Annotated in this window: 13 protein-coding genes; 4 read left to right on the plus strand and 9 right to left on the minus strand. The window is 42.0% G+C overall.

Annotation, left to right across the window (positions count from 1 at the left end):
• Window positions 1-2 precede the first annotated feature (2 nt).
• The 4 genes from N477_RS14665 to N477_RS14680 all read right to left on the minus strand — a co-directional run bounded on the left by N477_RS14665 (window position 3) and on the right by N477_RS14680 (window position 6,383).
• Window positions 3-926 carry a diiron oxygenase gene (locus tag N477_RS14665; RefSeq protein WP_063364403.1) on the minus strand — a complete coding sequence of 308 codons (924 nt, stop codon included), beginning with the start codon at window positions 924-926 and terminating at the stop codon, window positions 3-5.
• Window positions 927-965: 39 nt separating this feature from the next.
• Window positions 966-1,322, minus strand: coding sequence for a cupin domain-containing protein (locus tag N477_RS14670; protein ID WP_063364404.1), 357 nt, complete (start codon window positions 1,320-1,322; stop codon window positions 966-968).
• Window positions 1,323-1,345: 23 nt separating this feature from the next.
• A complete protein-coding gene (gene leuA, locus N477_RS14675) occupies window positions 1,346-3,064 on the minus strand; it encodes a 2-isopropylmalate synthase (protein ID WP_063364405.1) in 1,719 nt (572 codons plus the stop codon).
• A gap of 343 nt (window positions 3,065-3,407) precedes the next feature.
• Window positions 3,408-6,383 (minus strand): TonB-dependent receptor, encoded by a 2,976-nt coding sequence (locus N477_RS14680; RefSeq protein ID WP_231098181.1) that lies wholly within the window; start codon window positions 6,381-6,383, stop codon window positions 3,408-3,410.
• Between the two features lie 505 nt (window positions 6,384-6,888).
• Here N477_RS14680 and N477_RS14685 point away from each other — a divergent pair.
• Together N477_RS14685 and N477_RS14690 are read left to right on the plus strand one after the other, a co-directional pair.
• Window positions 6,889-7,755 carry an AraC family transcriptional regulator gene (locus tag N477_RS14685; protein WP_063364406.1) on the plus strand — a complete coding sequence of 289 codons (867 nt, stop codon included), beginning with the start codon at window positions 6,889-6,891 and terminating at the stop codon, window positions 7,753-7,755.
• A gap of 111 nt (window positions 7,756-7,866) precedes the next feature.
• Complete coding sequence (locus tag N477_RS14690) at window positions 7,867-8,655, plus strand: penicillin-binding transpeptidase domain-containing protein (protein ID WP_063364407.1); 789 nt, start codon at window positions 7,867-7,869, stop codon at window positions 8,653-8,655.
• Between the two features lie 56 nt (window positions 8,656-8,711).
• On the opposite strand, the gene N477_RS14695 is transcribed toward N477_RS14690, so the two are convergent.
• Window positions 8,712-11,216, minus strand: coding sequence for an ABC transporter permease (locus N477_RS14695; protein WP_063364408.1), 2,505 nt, complete (start codon window positions 11,214-11,216; stop codon window positions 8,712-8,714).
• Entirely contained in the window at window positions 11,206-11,925 is a 720-nt protein-coding gene (locus N477_RS14700) for an ABC transporter ATP-binding protein (RefSeq protein WP_063364409.1), read from the minus strand. The genes N477_RS14695 and N477_RS14700 overlap by 11 nt, the downstream gene beginning before the upstream one ends.
• Between N477_RS14700 and N477_RS14705 the strand changes: the two genes are divergently transcribed.
• The gene (locus tag N477_RS14705; RefSeq protein ID WP_063364410.1) at window positions 11,924-12,550 is read left to right on the plus strand and encodes an arylesterase; all 627 of its coding nucleotides are present in this window, start codon (window positions 11,924-11,926) and stop codon (window positions 12,548-12,550) included. The genes N477_RS14700 and N477_RS14705 overlap by 2 nt on opposite strands.
• A 148-nt stretch (window positions 12,551-12,698) precedes the next feature.
• Window positions 12,699-13,331: a hypothetical protein gene (locus N477_RS14710; protein ID WP_063364411.1), complete on the plus strand. Its 633-nt coding sequence runs from the start codon at window positions 12,699-12,701 to the stop codon at window positions 13,329-13,331.
• Window positions 13,332-13,375: 44 nt separating this feature from the next.
• On the opposite strand, the gene N477_RS14715 is transcribed toward N477_RS14710, so the two are convergent.
• From N477_RS14715 to N477_RS14725, 3 genes are all read right to left on the minus strand, one after another.
• Window positions 13,376-14,629, minus strand: a complete 1,254-nt coding sequence (locus N477_RS14715) for a sensor histidine kinase (protein WP_063364412.1) — start codon at window positions 14,627-14,629, stop codon at window positions 13,376-13,378.
• Window positions 14,630-14,633: 4 nt separating this feature from the next.
• Window positions 14,634-15,344 (minus strand): response regulator transcription factor, encoded by a 711-nt coding sequence (locus N477_RS14720; protein ID WP_231098182.1) that lies wholly within the window; start codon window positions 15,342-15,344, stop codon window positions 14,634-14,636.
• Window positions 15,345-15,597: 253 nt separating this feature from the next.
• Window positions 15,598-16,014: a winged helix-turn-helix domain-containing protein gene (locus tag N477_RS14725; protein ID WP_063364413.1), complete on the minus strand. Its 417-nt coding sequence runs from the start codon at window positions 16,012-16,014 to the stop codon at window positions 15,598-15,600.
• Window positions 16,015-16,328 lie beyond the last annotated feature (314 nt).

Consider the following 16,328-nt stretch of genomic DNA (forward strand, 5'->3'; position numbering starts at 1 on the left):
CATTAACCTGCGAGATATTGTTGAAGTTGCATGCGTGTAGGTTCGTGTTCAAGCAAGCCTGACGCATTAAAAAAGCGACGAATATTTGCAATCATTGGATGCTGGCTAGTAATAGGATAGCTGCCCACCAAATTATCCATCACACGCTTTTGCACCACTTGAGGCAAGCTCAATTGCGCAATTAATGCCGTATCAAACTCTTTTTGAATTTCATTTGTCAGGTATTGTGCTAAAAACTTAGGAATTGCTTCACCGATAGCTATGCGTGTCACTTCGTCTACCTCTTGCCAATAAATCTTCACAAGTTCGATCCAAAAGCGAGAATGGCGACCCTCGTCAGCTAAATGATCTGCCATGATCCCTTTAATAGATCGTTTAACCGATTTATCACTGGCAAACGCTGCCACATCTGACGTCACTGTATTTTCTGAAATAGCCACTGCAATCAATTCCATACCGGCCTTATGCGCGGGATCACTGAGTGAGTGAACTGCGCGAGGGATCGCCCTGCTTAACTCTATTTCATCAAATGTTTGAAAGGGTTTTATGCCCGTTTGTAATTCAAGCTGGTTTTGAAAGTCCATCGCAACAAAAGCATGATAGTCTTCGTCAATAACCACTGACATCGCGTCGTATCTGGCATCAAATGAAAACTCAAACGGAAATCGGCCTTTAGCAATATCTAGCGCTGTTTTATTTACGATTTCAGTTTCAAAAATCACGATATCATTAATATATTTATACAAACTCTGAAGCAAAATTTGATCTCGTACCTCATCACCTAACTTGGCGATGATGGGATCAAAACAGAGCGGCTGTCGTTCTTGCGGGTAAAATGATAACTCATCATCCTCGATCATCCGCCGTGGCCTAGTTCGGATCGTAGCTCTTTGTTCCCAGGTCTGGGCGTGGGTTTGGTAACTCATTTCATTTCCTTTTGATTCAATCTGTAAATGTATTAATTGTTATTTGTTGTAATAATGAACTTCGAGCAGTATACAACCGCTGTTACTGCTAAATGGACCGTGAAAGGTTCCCGCGGGACGAGTAAAATAGTGGCCCTGCTGATATGCCTGCAATGGCTGTAATTCCCCCTCATCCAGCAAAATTTGATCTCCTTGCACTAAGTACACTTCTTCATGGTAATCGTGTATAAATTTAACCTGTGTTTTCGCCCCCGGAGCAAAACGTACAAACCGCGTACGTATGCCCTTTTTATTGGTTTCATCTAGAGTGTCATTGACAACGATTTGCTCTATACCTGGATCAAACCCCTTTGGCTGCTCCCATTCTTGTTTGATAACATCCAGTATGCTTTCCATATTTTACCTGCTGTTTTAGTTAGTTAAGTTATTTGAGCAGATACAAATCTAAGCTGTTCGGTATCAAACCGACTATCGTGGATAAGATAGTTTGCTACCGCGTTTAAAATTGCTTGAATTGAGGCTCGACTCGTATCTGCATCGATTGCCACACCAAAATATTGCGTATGATCTGGCGCTTCACACTCCACATAAGTGACTGCTTTACTTTGTGTTTTATGACCTAAAGTGTGTTCAGAATAGTTTTTGATATTAATATTGATATTAAAATGTGTGCGCACCGCATTTATCAGTGCACTTAATAACCCATTTCCACTGCCATTGAGTTGAATTTTTTGTCCGCCAAACAAGACATTGGCTTCTATTTGCTGGCCTGTGGTAAGCGGCTGACTGGTATAGTTAATTAATGCCAATCTAGGTGTGGACACTACGCCATAGCTCTCTCTAAATAGCTGCCATATTTCTGCGAGAGTCATCTCAATTCCAGTTCGATCGGTGTAAGATTTCACTTGCTGGCTAAAATCAACTTGTAAAGTTCTAGGCAATTGCAATCCATGATTTTGCTCCAATAACCATGCAGCGCCACTTTTACCTGACTGGCTGTTGACGCGTATCACTTCTTCATAATTGCATCCCACATCTTTGGGATCTAACGGCAAATAGGGGATCTGCCAATATCCGCTAGCATCTTGCTCTCGTTGCGCAAACCCCTTTTTAATGGCATCTTGGTGTGAGCCAGAAAATGCGGTAAAGACCAACTCACCAGCATAAGGGTGGCGTGGGTGCACAGGTAAGCGATTGCAATACTCTGTCACCTCTACTGACTTTTTGATATCAGAGAAATCAAGCTGCGGCGCAACTCCTTGACTATATAAATTCAATGCCAAAGTCACCAGATCAACATTGCCAGTACGCTCTCCATTTCCAAACAAACATCCTTCAACACGCTGTGCACCAGCAAGTAAAGCAAGCTCTGCAGAGGCAACGCCTGTACCACGGTCGTTATGAGGGTGAACACTGATAGTAACATCACTTAAATCACTAAATTGATTAATAAATAGCTCAATTTGATCGGCAAACACATTTGGCGTATTCACTTCAACCGTGGTCGGTAAATTAAGAATAAGTGGTCGTTGCTGGCTAGGTTGCCACACCTCTTTAACGGCTTCACATATCTCTAACGCGAAATCCAATTCTGTGAAGCAGAATGTCTCTGGCGAGTATTGCAAGCACCACTGGGTTTCGGGTTGCTGCTCTGCTAATTCTTTAATTTTTTTCACACCCGCAACTGCCAGCTCAATAGTTTGGGCTTTACTTTTTTTGAATACCAACTCTCTAAACACCGGCGCTGTCGCATTGTATAAATGCACGGTTGCTCTTGGTGCGCCAATTAATGACGCCATTGTCGTTTCAATGAGATCAATACGCGATTGAGTGATCACTTGGATCCATACATCATTTGGGATCTTATTTGACTCAATCAAGTGACGTACAAAATCAAAGTCTGTCTGCGAAGCAGAGGGAAATGCAATCTCAATTTCCTTAAAACCACAGCGTACCAAATGCTCAAAAAAGTGTAACTTTCGCTCATGGTCCATCGGTGTTGCCAATGCCTGATTGCCATCTCTGAGATCCGTGGACAACCAGCGTGGAGGTTGTGTTAAACGGTTGTCTGGCCAACGTCGATTCGGGTTTTTGACGATTGTCGCCGGGGCATATTTTGTCGCTGGGATATTGATCACTTGGCATCTCCTCTATGTTTAAGATGAGTGTAAACAATTCATAAGGTGGCGACTTCTGCAACTAGGACAGAAACATGCGCAAATGGGACACAGGATAAAAACCACTCTCGATCTGGTAACAAAAACACGTTAATTCAGATGGCTAGGTTCAATGAAATCTAAATAGCTCAATATATGACGCAATCACAGTTTAGATTTGTGCATCAAGTGAGTATTTACAGCAAAGCAGGTGCGATGATTAAGAGTGGCAGTTGGAAAGGCAGAACTTGATGGTTAGATTCAATAATCAATAAAAAAGGGCCTCGCGGCCCTATAGAGTGTAATGATTAAAGGAAATCAATCGTTACCAACGACCGCGCACGCCTAAGGTAAAGCGGCGCTCGTAGATATTTTGTGCCATGCGGTTATCCTTCCACTGTGCATATTGTGACTCATACTCTTCCGTTAAATTACTGCCGGACATGTAGACCGTCAGGGAGTCATTGATATCATAACTTGCTGACATATCAATGTAGGTTGTTGGTTCAGTCCAAATGCCCACATTACCCATACCGCCAGGTGTCGAGACCGTATGCAAACGCTTAGAGCGGTAGTTCGCCGCCAATCTAAATTGGAAACCATCTTGCTCATACCATAAGACCGCATTACCGGACTCTTTAGAGTTATCTTCTAATGGCAGGGCTTCTCCACCAAATCCAGTTTTACCACTCTCACTTTCTGAATACGTGTAGTTAAACGCAGCACCAAACCCGCTCCAAAATCCAGGTAAGAAGTCAAAGGCTTGCTGATAACTAAACTCAGCGCCCTCCATCGTGCCACCTGCGCCATTAACCTGACCGTTTACAGTAACATTACGGCGCGTTACGCCATCGCCATCTTCAGCAGATATTTTCCATTGCGCTGATTCAATAAAGGATTCTAAATCAATCTTGAACAAGGCAACACTCATTAAGCCACTTGGAGAGAAATACCATTCCAATGTCACGTCAGTATTGTCTGCACGCCATGGTTCAAGTTCTGGGTTACCCTGCATATTGCCCTCAGTGGCAATCAATAAGTCTGGGCTAACGCCTTCTTCGGCAGCAATGTCATCCCCTGCACGAGCACGACTAATACTCAGTCCTCCAGCGATTGCACCAAGATCCAAACGCGTCATGGTCTTACCCCATGATGTACGCAAAATCAGATCCTCTCTGAGATTAAATGCGACATTCACCGCTGGTAAAAAATCATTGAACGAACGCTCTGTCACAATATCACCACCATCAGTTGCAACAGCGCCTGGACAATTAGTACAAATAGACTCGCCAACAATATTTTGCACAATATCCAACTCAGTTTTTATATATTGAAAACCAACATTTGCACGATAGAAATCGTTGGAAAGATCGGCACTCCAATAAACTGATTGAGTCATTTCCTCAACCGTATATGAGCTACCTGGCGCACCGCCTTTGATATTGCCCGCGTATAACGCATTTTGGGACGCAAAAGGATCATCAAGCTGGCGAGGATCTATAAAGTAATATTCATCCATAGACACAGGGCCAAAGTCACTGCTCTTCGATACCCAGCCACTTGGTAAACCACTAAAGTATAAAGGATTATCTGCACTTATCGTGATATCACCCTTTTCCGTGTTAATTTCACCATTACCATCGGTGTCAAATGCTGCCAACCCTTGGTCTTTCCACATGACATTGACTACCTCGTCACCGACTGGGTTAGAAAATGGCGCAAGTAATACATATTGCTCACGAGTAACATCACGTTGGCTTGCACGAATACCAAATGTCATTTTTTCTAAATGGCCAAAATCAAACAGATACTCGCCATCAAAACGTAAAATGTCTAAATTCGCATCTTCATCATAGTTATTTTCAGAGTATGTGGAGACAATCGAATAGCGGTCAATATTTGACCCAAATGCTTCCCCTTGCAATTGCGCTGGGCCACGTAACGATGGATGTTTTCCGGCAAAATTTAAACGCATCGGGACAGGATCTGGACCATAACCGTTTGGGTTTACCGCAATTGCACCAGTCCCATCATTTCGCCTCAAACTATGAGCAAGACCGCTGGTTATATAGCCTTGCGCGACATTTTCTGTGTGACTGCGCGATGCCTCGGCAGTAATAAACCGTGCTTTACCCGAGAAGTTACCATCTCCTTTGTACTCTAATTCAAAGTTAAAGTTGGTCGATTCGCGTTTATTTGTATGACTCTCAGAGTGTGATACAACACGTGGAGAATGGAGCGTAATATCTTGCGCTGTATGCAAATTATGACCGTTGTCTAACTTTCCGCGATTGATCGGATCGTGTTGCTCTTGCCAATCCCAATGACCATTCCATGCATTGTCGGCCGTAATCCCTTTTTGACGGTCCGCATCGTCCATATCGGTGTAAAACACATCACTACTAAGTGTCCAATTATCATTTAACTGCGCTTGAAAACTGACTGTCGCGCCTACACGCTCACGTTCGGTAAAACGGTTCATAATACCGTAGTTTACATAGGTAAATTCGGCATCATCTGAGTCTCCATCCCCATTCATATCTGACTGTGGACAATACCAACAGTCTGCTTTTTCATGATTCTCATATGGCGCATAACCCCATTTGTCATTTAAAGTACCAAAGCGGTAGTTAGCGAGGTTTGCCTCATCATATGAAACGGTCGCTAACACGGCAAAACGATCGCCGTTGTAGCCACCAGAAACCATAAATTTAGGGTCAGTTTCTTCGGAGTATGAACCTGAAGAGGCTTCAAGCAATGCAGCACCACTAAAACCATCTTCTAGATCGAATGGCTTACGGGTGATCAAATCAACCGTACCGGATATACCGCCCGCCAAGGTGTCGGCGGTTGGTGACTTCATCACATTCATTGCACCAACTAAGCTTGATGGTATGTCGGTAAAATCAGGCTGTACTTTAGTAATCGACCCAGCACTTAAAAATTGCTCGCCATTGAGCAATGTTGTGACTTGAGGCATACCTCGTACATTAATCGTCGCACCTTCACCTGCGCTACGGCGGATCTGAATACCTGGTACACGCTGAAGTGAATCAGCAATGGTCACATCAGGTAACTTACCAATATCTTCAGCGGTAATTGAATCAACCACGCCATCGGCAAAGCGTTTGGTATTTAGACTTTTTTCGGTTGAAGCACGAATGCCTCGTACTTCAATTACTTCAACTTGCTCCGCTTGCACGCCAGCATCTGCTGCCATAGCACCCAAAGGTAACATGCTGACTAACACAGCCAACGATACCTGCGACAATTTAAATGGAGATAAATTCTGTTTCATCATGATTCTCTCTGATCTATTTTTTATCTGTTTTTGCAAAAGAAAATTAGAGAAAACTCAATACTTAACACCAAGTAAGTACATTGACCTAGTCACTCGATAATGCGGAGCTACTGAAAAAATCACTTAGCTATAATGCTACTTAAAATTAACAACTCTAATTTAATTCATTACCTATTTGAGCAGCATGAGCTTCAAGATGTTTGCATTTTCTATCCCATACAGGTACAAATCTATCAATGAACAGCGCTGTCATCGCAAGAAACGCACCTTTTTAAAGTATTTTTCCTGTAAAGGTAGGTTTTTTTAGGAAACCAAGTAAGTGAATAGATAAGTATTATTATCAAGTTGAAATGTATCACCACTTTGCGCCTAGGTGATGAAATATTTAAATATATGTAACAGTGAAATGAGGGGTAATGGATGTCACCAACATAATATTCCCTCATAACATGTGCTCGTTAAAATATTTTAATAACAATCAAATAATAAAATTAAGGATAATATTATGAGAGCGATGTGCGAAAAGATTATTCCCTCGACAAATTGTTCTTGGCGATATTGCTTATATCAGTTAAATGAAATCCCGTTTAACTGGCATTACCACCCTGAATACGAGGTTTGCCTGACTCTAAATAGCAAAGGGGTATGTCATATTGGTGATTACATCGCGCCTTTTTCTGATTACGACTTAGTTTTACTCGGGCCGGAATTACCCCATACTTGGCAATCCAAGCCTAACTTAGACGGCAGTATGCAAAAAGTATACGTTGCCCAGATCCCAGCACTATGGCTTGAGCAACAACTCAGACTAAATAAAGAGTTCGAAAGCCTCCATTCACTGCTTCATAAGGCAAAATGTGGCTTAAAATTCAGTACTCAATTAGCAAGGGCAACGGAGCAAATCTTTATCAAAATGGCTGATGCTAACCCGCTTGAACGCTATGTTTTATTGTTCAATATGCTTAATTTGATGGCCACCAGCGAATATAACACTTTATCAAGCATGGAGTTTAACTATGCCAATCAACAAGATCCGGCAAAAGATAAGTTTGATAAGGTGATTAATTTTATCTATGAGAACTACACTGAGCAGCTCAATGCGGACTTATTAGCAGAGCAAGCACATATGAGTACAAATCACTTTCACCGCTTTTTCAAAAAGCGCACAGAAAAAACAGTCACAGAATTCATTAATCAATTGCGCATTGCCAAAGCCTGCAAATTACTGATTAATTCGAAAGCGCCTATTACCGTGATCAGCGACCAATGCGGGTTTAACAATTTGTCTAATTTTAATCGCCGTTTTCTCGCGATAAAAGCCTGTACGCCAAGCCAATTTCGTTCGCGTATTCAACACAAGGCACTGTTGTGATAGCACAAAGATCTCAGCTTTATATGAATTCGAAAGTCGCCATAGTTCAGGATTAATTCAGCATATTTAATATACTTTTCGCACAAAATAATAATAGAACTAAGGAAAATTATGCGATTACCATGGCCGTCGTTACTCATTTCAGGGGGATTACTGTTTGCGACCAATAATGCCATCGCCATTGAAGGGTGTAAAAAAGACGAGCAATGCACCATGGTTGTGTACAGTGAGCAATCTGATAAATGGCAAGTTATAAATAAATCCCGCGCTGAGCGTGCATTTAGCCCCTTTTCAACTTATAAAATCCCCAATACACTCATTTTACTTGAGCAAAATAAGATAGATACCAAAACGACGTATCAAGTTAATACGAATGTATACTCCCCTGAAAAATGGTGGCCAAAGGCATGGCATCAAGAAAAGATCGTGCTAAAAGAGGCATTCAGCTACTCTGTGCTGCCACTTTATCAAGATTGGACGAATACCCTAAGTAAGCCAGATATTAAAACTTACTTATCTCAATTTGACTATGGAAACCAAGACATCAATGGGCCCTTAGATGGCTTTTGGCTCAACTCCAGCCTACAGGTTTCAGCATTTGAGCAGGTTGAGTTTTTACGCCGTCTAGATGCTAAATCCTTAGGGTTAAGCGAACAAACTTATCAAACCTTTGAGTCTATCTTTTTGCAAGAAAGTCGCCCTGACTATCAACTATATGCAAAAACAGGAACAGGCCCGATTGCTCGAAAGACCTATATTGGCTGGTATGTAGGTAAAATCGAAAATGCACAAGGCACGCACTACTTTGCCTTTAACATGCATGCACCGAGCTTTAATGACATGGTGAAAATACGTGTAAATAAAGCACGAGCAACACTCAAGCAAATTGGCATTTTGTAATATGCCACGGTGAATAGACCTAAAAAAAGAGGTAACTTAGTTACCTCTTTTTTACTTTAAGCTAATTTCCTAAGTAGGCCTTGCGTGTTTTGCCGCATCGTACTGGCCACCATAAAGTAGCCGATAACAGCGACAAATAGCGCCCCCGTGGATGGGCCTAAAACCCACACATATGGGTGTAATTTACCTTCTACCTCAAATAGCTCACGCTGTATTATTAGCAAAGTGACATCACTCACTAACGCCGCGACAAACCCAGCTAATGCCCCAAGCAATAAAAACTCATACAAGGTCGCCAATTTAATTAACCGACCTCTGGCGCCTAGGGTACGCAAAATCACAATTTCCTGCATTCGCTCAGCAAGGCTAGCCTGAACTTGAGAGATCAGCACCAAAGCGCCGCTGGTCAGTACGATGGCAAGTACAAAACTAATCGCTAAAGAAACTTGAGCAATCATTGACTGCGCTTGCTCCAAACGGCTTTTTATATCAATCATACTGACCGTTGGATGATCTCGTAATAATTGACTGACCGTTTTTTCATCGCCCTCAGAGAATTGCGCTGCAGTGAAGTAGGTCACTGGGAACTTGCCTGCCACCTTGGGGTTAAATATCATCACAAAATTTGGTTTTAATGACCCCCAATCGACACTGCGCAAGCTCGTAACATTGGCTTCAAAGCTCTGTTCATTCACTAAAAAGGTGAGTCGATCACCTATTTTTATGTTCATGCCCTCAGCCATGCCTTTTGAGATAGAGACTTCAAGCTTTTCACTGTTCGGGTCAAACCAAGTGCCTTCAATCACTTCATTGCCTTCTGGCAGCTTTGTCATCCATGTTAAATTTAACTCTCGACCGGCGCCCTCTGCTGCATCTTCATCCTGCTCTTCGCCCTCTTGCTTAGACGCCGTACGAGCAAACTTTTCACCGTTAAGGGCATTAGCTCGGCCACGGAATACGGGATAAAAATCAGCATGAGAAATATTGTTTTGCACAAAAAAGGATTCAATACTTGTGACCTCAGGCTCGCTGATATTAATCAAAAACGCATTGGGCGCGTCCTCAGGTACTTGCATTTGCCAATCAGAGATCAAGTCATTTTTTAATACAAACAAAAACAACATGAGCTTGATAGCCAGCGCGAAACTGATTAATTGAACCGCATTGGCATTGGCACGTTTTTGCAAGGTTGCAATCGCCAGTGACCAACTACTTCCTGGGCTTAAGCCCAATTTTCTGCCAGCGCTAAACAGTAACCTTGAAACTCCAAACAGCACTAACATCAAAATAGCCGTGCCGCCAAATAACAGTAACGTTGTTTTGAGTTCACCACTAAAGAACCACATGAGCACAAAAATAGTCGAGACAGATAAAGCCATATGCACTCGGCTCACTGCCAATTTATCACCTAAATTGCGGCGTAATACGCGCAGCGGCGGAATATCAAATAAGTCTAACAATGGCTTCAACGAAAACATCAATGCGCAAACAACACCTATTGTGATAGACAAAAGCCATGGTTTAAAGCCCGCTTGTGGCAGCTGTGTATCCATAAAGTTTGCGAGATAATCAGTTGCAACCGCTTGCAACACATAGCCAATCGCGAGCCCAATAGCGACCGAAAACATGGTCACCATACACAGATGCAGAAGGAAGATATTGCGGATCGTCGCACGGCTTCCGCCCAGTGTTTTCATCATAGCAACCGGATCATACTGGCGCTCACAATAACGCTTTGCAGACACTGCCATCGCCACCGCAGCGAGCATAATTCCAAATAAACCCGCCAGTAGTAAAAAGCGCTCTGAACGTTCTAAGTTTTCCCCAAGCGGTGATTGACGGTCTTTGATCCCTTGCCATCTCTGATTGTCTCGCATTTGCGGCTTTAACCAACCGTAGTAATCAGTGAGAACCGCTTCTTCACCAGCAAATAACATGCGATAAAACACGCGGCTGCCAGGTTGTACCGCTTGAGTCGTGCCAATGTCTGTATAGTTCAGCAATACACGCTTGTTGCCAGCCAAAGAGAAAAATGGCGCATCAGGTTCATTCACCAAAATTTTACTGGCACGAAAAACCCCCGCGCCTATTTCGACTTCATCGCCAAGAGCCAGCCCTAAACTATAAAATAAGCCTTCACTGAGCCAGACTTCTCCCCGTTGTGGGACACCTTGCACCTCATAATCGGCTTGATCAAAGCCATCTTTCAGTGTGACTACACCTCTTAACGGGTACCCCTCAGATACAGCTTTGATTGACCCGAGTACAAGCTCATCATTGGCAAATAGCATAGAGTCAAAAAACATCTGTCGCGCGGTTTGCAAACCTTGCTTTTGCGCTTCTAAGATAAATGCGTCATCCAGTGGGTGGTTACTCGCCAAACGTCTGTCAGCTGCAATAAAATCTGCCGATTTCTGTTCAATATTCAGTCGAATGCGCTCGGTGACTGAGGATAAGCTAAACACAGTTAACACCGCCAGCGCTATCGCGGCGAATATAATCGTTAACTCCCCTCGGCGCAGTTCTCTTGAAAATAAAGTAAGTGCTAACTTAAACCACATGAACTGTTGCTCCTTCTCCTTCACGGATCTTTTCGAGTTGCCCAGCTTCAATGTGAATGATACGGTCGCACTGCTGCGCAAGCGCCTCATCATGTGTCACTAAAATCAGTGTTGTCCCATTTTGCTTATTGAGATCAAACAACAACTTCTCGATTAAATGCCCGTTTTTGCTATCAAGATTTGCGGATGGCTCATCAGCAAATAAAATTTTTGGTGAGCCGATAAATGCACGAGCAATGGCCACACGTTGTTGCTCACCGCCAGATAATTGAGATGGATAGTGGCTCACTCGATGGGACAGGCCCACTTTTTCTAGCAACTCACTGGCTTGCTGTTTAGCACCCTTGTCTCCTGCCAACTCAGCCGGCAGCATCACATTTTCAAGCGCGGTTAAGCTTTGCACTAGCATGAATGACTGAAAGACAAAGCCAACTTTTTCTGCTCTCAAGCGCGCTCTTTCTTCTTCGTCTAGTTTGTGTAGCGCTGCACCATCGAGAAAAACTTCACCTGCAGAGCCGGTATCCAAACCTGCAAGTAAGCTAAGTAGTGTTGATTTACCAGAACCTGACGTACCAACGATTGCGACAGACTCACCAGACTTGACAGTGAAATTGATATCGCTAAGGATATCTAAGTCACCCTCAAAGGTACTGACTGTTTTGTTAAGCCCTTTGACCTGAATAACATTTAACTGAGAAAGTACTGACATGATTCGAATTTTCCTAAAACTTGTGCTATTCCTCGCCTGTCTAACTCAGCCTATTATGGCGTTTGCAAGCGAAACTAAAATTATGATCATAGGTGATAGCTTAAGTGCGGGTTACGGACTTAAACAAGACCAAGACTGGGTTAATTTGTTACAAAATAAGTACGTTGAAAAGAAAAAATCGATCTTATTGATCAATATGAGCGTATCGGGACAAACAACCGACAACGCACTGCTCAACATTGATGCTCAACTCAAAGCACACCAACCCAGCCATGTATTGATTGAATTAGGTGGCAATGATGGTATTCGAGGCTTTCCAATCAAGCTTATTCGTAAACACCTGACGCAATTGGTCACCAAGAGCCAGAAAAGCGGCGCAAAGGTCGCGTTAATGGAAATTCAGATCCCACCAAATTTAGGCCCTAGATATACCAAAATGTTTACCGGCAATTACCAAAAAGTTGCCGAAAAGACAGGCGCCTATTTAATGGATTATTTTATGGTGCCGGTCGCTGTCGATAAAACCTTAATGCAAAATGATAACTTGCACCCCAATGAAAAAGCACAGCCAATTATTAGAGACTTTATGGAAAAACAAGTCGATTCTTGGTTGAAAGAGTCATAACAGCTTTAAAAACCATTTAAATCATTACATTCAATGTACCCAAAGCAATATTTTGGGTACATTTCATTGATAAATTCAGTATAAATGTACCCATCTAATACTCAAAGCTAGCTCCCCTTAAAGGAAGTTCAATTTTAAGGGAATCAAAATGAAAAAGGTTTTAGTAACTGCAATGACCGTTGCGACTTTATCAGGCTGCGCATCGGTAGATATGCACAGTTATGTGGATCCGCAATTTAACTCTACTCAGTATTCCAGTTTAATGGTTGAGGCAGCCGTTGCTGATTTAAAAATGAAAACACTGATTGAAGAGAGAGTATGTAAACAAATCAACCTTAAGTTAAGTACTGTTAAGTGTATCAAAGCAATCGATATCTTTGCCCCAACACGAGAGTATGACCAGCAAACTTGGCAGCAAACATTTGCAAAAACAGGTGCACAAGCACGATTGCAAATAGAGCTACTTTCACAACATAAGCAAACGTCACATTCCACCACCACACATACAACACCAGCGTATTCGTCGTTAAGCTCTTCGTATTCAGCACCATCAACTAGTTATACCACCCATAACACCACTGTACATCTGACGGACAAGTTTCAAATTACCCTGTTTGACAAAGGTGATCAGAGCAAAGCCATGGTCACTACAGGCGCAGTCAATGCGCAAAAAACGATGCTTGATCACAATAAAACTATCGCCTCACTAATATCAAAGCACATTACCAAAGAGCTCATCAATAAGGGATTGGTCCAACAAGCCACACCTGAGCTAAAGTAGACGCATTCACCCGACATAAAGCTTGTAGCAAACGCTGCAAGCTTTTAGCTGTCTGCGAAAGTTAAGTGGAATGCAGTTCCCTGCTGGTTGCTTTCGAGCGATAGGTCAATATCCAATCGCTGGCACAACCTATATACGATGGACAACCCCATTCCTAGCCCTTTACTGGATTCGCTCTTTATTCCTGATTCAAAGATCCGATCTAATATCTCATTTGGGATCCCTTGACCCGTGTCGATAATACTTAATGTGTTGTCTGTAAAACTCACTGTCACAGATCCACTTTCTACGTGAGAAAATGCATTGCCAATCAGGTTACTCAATATCAAGTTTAAGGCGCTTTCCCCCACCGCAATAGCTGCATTACTTGATACATTAACTTCTACTGAAATATCTTTATTGGCAATTTTAGGGGCTTGTTGTAACACGCAGCTTTCAACAATGGGTAACAACTTAACGTTTGTTTGTTGAATCGTCTCCTCTCTCGCTAACGCAAGTAATAATTCAACACTTTGTGTCATTTGCGCTTGGGCAGCAGCAGCACGATTAACCAATTGCAACTGTTTCTCGCTTAATTTCTCTTGCTTTAGTAACGTTAATGCACCCTGTGTTACTGCAATGGGGGTGCGCAACTCATGTGAAGCATCCCGAGTAAAAGCTTGCTCTCTATCGATAAATTTACGTATACGGTCAAGAGCTTGCTCTAACGTACGTGCAAAGCCGCCAATTTCATCTTTGACGAATTGATCAGAAAAATTTTGAGGTAGCTTTTCAACAGGCGCCTCTGAGACAATCTCAACTAATTTATCTAAAGGTTTCAAGAGCTTTTTGGCCATCGCCAGTGATAAATACGCCAGAATAATGGCTACAAGCAACACAATGCCCAACGCAACGAGCATAAAGTTAAACATGCCAAGCTTTAGTTTTCTAACGACGAGCTGCTCACTCACTTCCGCCAATAATAGCCCTTGATCTAGCCACATCAGATGATAATGCAGATCTCCCTGAGACGAAAACTCACTTGCATTAGGTGATTCTTGCAAGATATTTTGAATAAACTGTGGAAGTTGCTGTTTATCTTCTAGATACTCAATAAATTCCAACCGAGGCACAGGGGTATTACCCAAGCTGAGCTGCTGAGAAACATAATTGGCTTCATCTTTAAGGATGACATTAAAGAGATGGTCTTCGATTGTGTATGCAAATAAAAAGCATACAACCCCAAACAAAACACTAATAAAGAGTGAAATCCCAACAAAGTAGGCAATGATCCGAGTACGTAACTGGCGAGCTTTCATAGGGTCACGCTATATCTAGTGCCAAACCGACACTATGAATTGTTTTTATCAAGGCTTTTTCAAATGGTTTGTCTATGGCTTTTCTCAACTGGTAAACATGAGAACGCAAAGCATCTGAGTCTGTTGGTTCGTCACCCCAGATTTTATCACTGAGTTCACTTCGGCTCAGCGGCCTCGGATGATGTTCCATTAAAAGTTGCAGAATTTTTAAAGGGATGGGCTGCAGCGAAATCTGCTGTCCAGCTCGTTCTACTTGCTGTGTTTGCGCATTGAGGCTTATGTCACCTAACTGCAAAGTTTTTTCACAGTTAAGCAAATGGCGTTTAGCCAGAGCAAGGCATCTCACAAACAGTTCCTCAAGCGCAAATGGCTTGGTTAGATAATCATCTGCACCGGTATTAAAACCCACCAGCTTATCATCCAATGCATCGCGCGCCGTCAACATAATAATGGGAATATGTCGATTTGCTTTTGCACGTAATATTTCACATACAGCTAAACCATCTAATTCAGGCAACATAATATCTAGAATAATGCAGTCATAATAATGCTGCAGCGCCAGATCTACCCCCTGTCTCCCATCATATGCAAAGTCTAGAATGAGACCCTGAGACTCAAAATACTCTGCAATATTACGGCTGATCTCAAGATTATCCTCAACCACTAACACTTTGAATTGCATTCCGATTTTATGTGAAGCTAACTGTATATCCATAGTAGTGCCATCTCTGTATGATGTGTGCAAAGCTTACCATGGCGGCGCGTGAAATGAATGTGAAATAACGAAGTGCTTGGTAAAAATACAGCACGTCGCCATATTCTATTTTTACCAAGCAATGTTGTAGTAGGCGTCAAAAATGCAAAAAGACTTACACCTTGACTTTTTAAGCACGAGAAATGAATATTTTTATACTTGTTGTTATATTCAAGAGCAATTAGCTCCGTGTTCGTCAATACCTTGTGCTCATTTACGTTAATTTTCCTTTTCTCATAGGGGACTGATTAAACAGTCGTGACAGCCATTGAAACAGGCTCGGACGAGGGTCTAATTTCACAGCTAAATTAAAACTATACCCTTTTTTGTAGTGGGTTCTGATTACTTCACCTTCTAAATTGTGCTTTGAAATACTACGACGAAGCTCTGACACAGCGCGGTTTATCGCGTTGTTATCAACGTATTCTTGTTGCCAAATTTCTCGACACAATTCATCGCGGCTAATCACGCGATCTCTGTGCTGAATAAAGTAAACTAACAGATCGTAGATCAGGGGTTCAACTTTAACCCTTTCACCGCAGAATGTTAACGAACGTTTCCTTTTATTCAGTGCATAATGACCAAATACCGCAAAGGTAAAGTCAGTATTTTCTTTATCACTTAAATTCATGATCAACAATATACTTCCTTTATATATGACTTTAAAAGCACCTTTATTTTATCGTTCAAATCAGTATATTGGAATGAATTACATCATATTTTCACATGACTTTTGTTAATAGAAACTTATTACCCAATTGAGTACAAAAGAAACAAAAAAGCTTAACAGTACACCTTCAATAAACAAAATCTATACAAAAATAACACATATACGAACAAAAAACCCTCGCTTTATTTTGGAAAAATGCAGTTTATTCCGGTATTCATCACAGTCAATTATTTAGCTTTTTTTCGCTCGTATTAAGAAAATTCATGATGTAGTAA

It is taken from the genome of Pseudoalteromonas luteoviolacea H33-S (genome assembly GCF_001625695.1).
GTDB classification, from domain to species: domain Bacteria; phylum Pseudomonadota; class Gammaproteobacteria; order Enterobacterales; family Alteromonadaceae; genus Pseudoalteromonas; species Pseudoalteromonas luteoviolacea_B.

Bases quoted from the DNA above. Each gene is read 5' to 3' on its own strand.
- N477_RS14665 (WP_063364403.1), bottom strand. From the start codon at position 926: ATGAGTTACCAAACCCACGCCCAGACCTGGGAACAAAGAGCTACGATC.
- N477_RS14670 (WP_063364404.1), bottom strand. From the start codon at position 1,322: ATGGAAAGCATACTGGATGTTATCAAACAAGAATGGGAGCAGCCAAAG.
- N477_RS14680 (WP_231098181.1), bottom strand. From the start codon at position 6,383: ATGATGAAACAGAATTTATCTCCATTTAAATTGTCGCAGGTATCGTTG.
- N477_RS14685 (WP_063364406.1), top strand. From the start codon at position 6,889: ATGAGAGCGATGTGCGAAAAGATTATTCCCTCGACAAATTGTTCTTGG.
- N477_RS14690 (WP_063364407.1), top strand. From the start codon at position 7,867: ATGCGATTACCATGGCCGTCGTTACTCATTTCAGGGGGATTACTGTTT.
- N477_RS14695 (WP_063364408.1), bottom strand. From the start codon at position 11,216: ATGTGGTTTAAGTTAGCACTTACTTTATTTTCAAGAGAACTGCGCCGA.
- N477_RS14705 (WP_063364410.1), top strand. From the start codon at position 11,924: ATGATTCGAATTTTCCTAAAACTTGTGCTATTCCTCGCCTGTCTAACT.
- N477_RS14700 (WP_063364409.1), bottom strand. From the start codon at position 11,925: ATGTCAGTACTTTCTCAGTTAAATGTTATTCAGGTCAAAGGGCTTAAC.
- N477_RS14710 (WP_063364411.1), top strand. From the start codon at position 12,699: ATGAAAAAGGTTTTAGTAACTGCAATGACCGTTGCGACTTTATCAGGC.
- N477_RS14715 (WP_063364412.1), bottom strand. From the start codon at position 14,629: ATGAAAGCTCGCCAGTTACGTACTCGGATCATTGCCTACTTTGTTGGG.
- N477_RS14720 (WP_231098182.1), bottom strand. From the start codon at position 15,344: ATGGATATACAGTTAGCTTCACATAAAATCGGAATGCAATTCAAAGTG.
- N477_RS14725 (WP_063364413.1), bottom strand. From the start codon at position 16,014: ATGAATTTAAGTGATAAAGAAAATACTGACTTTACCTTTGCGGTATTT.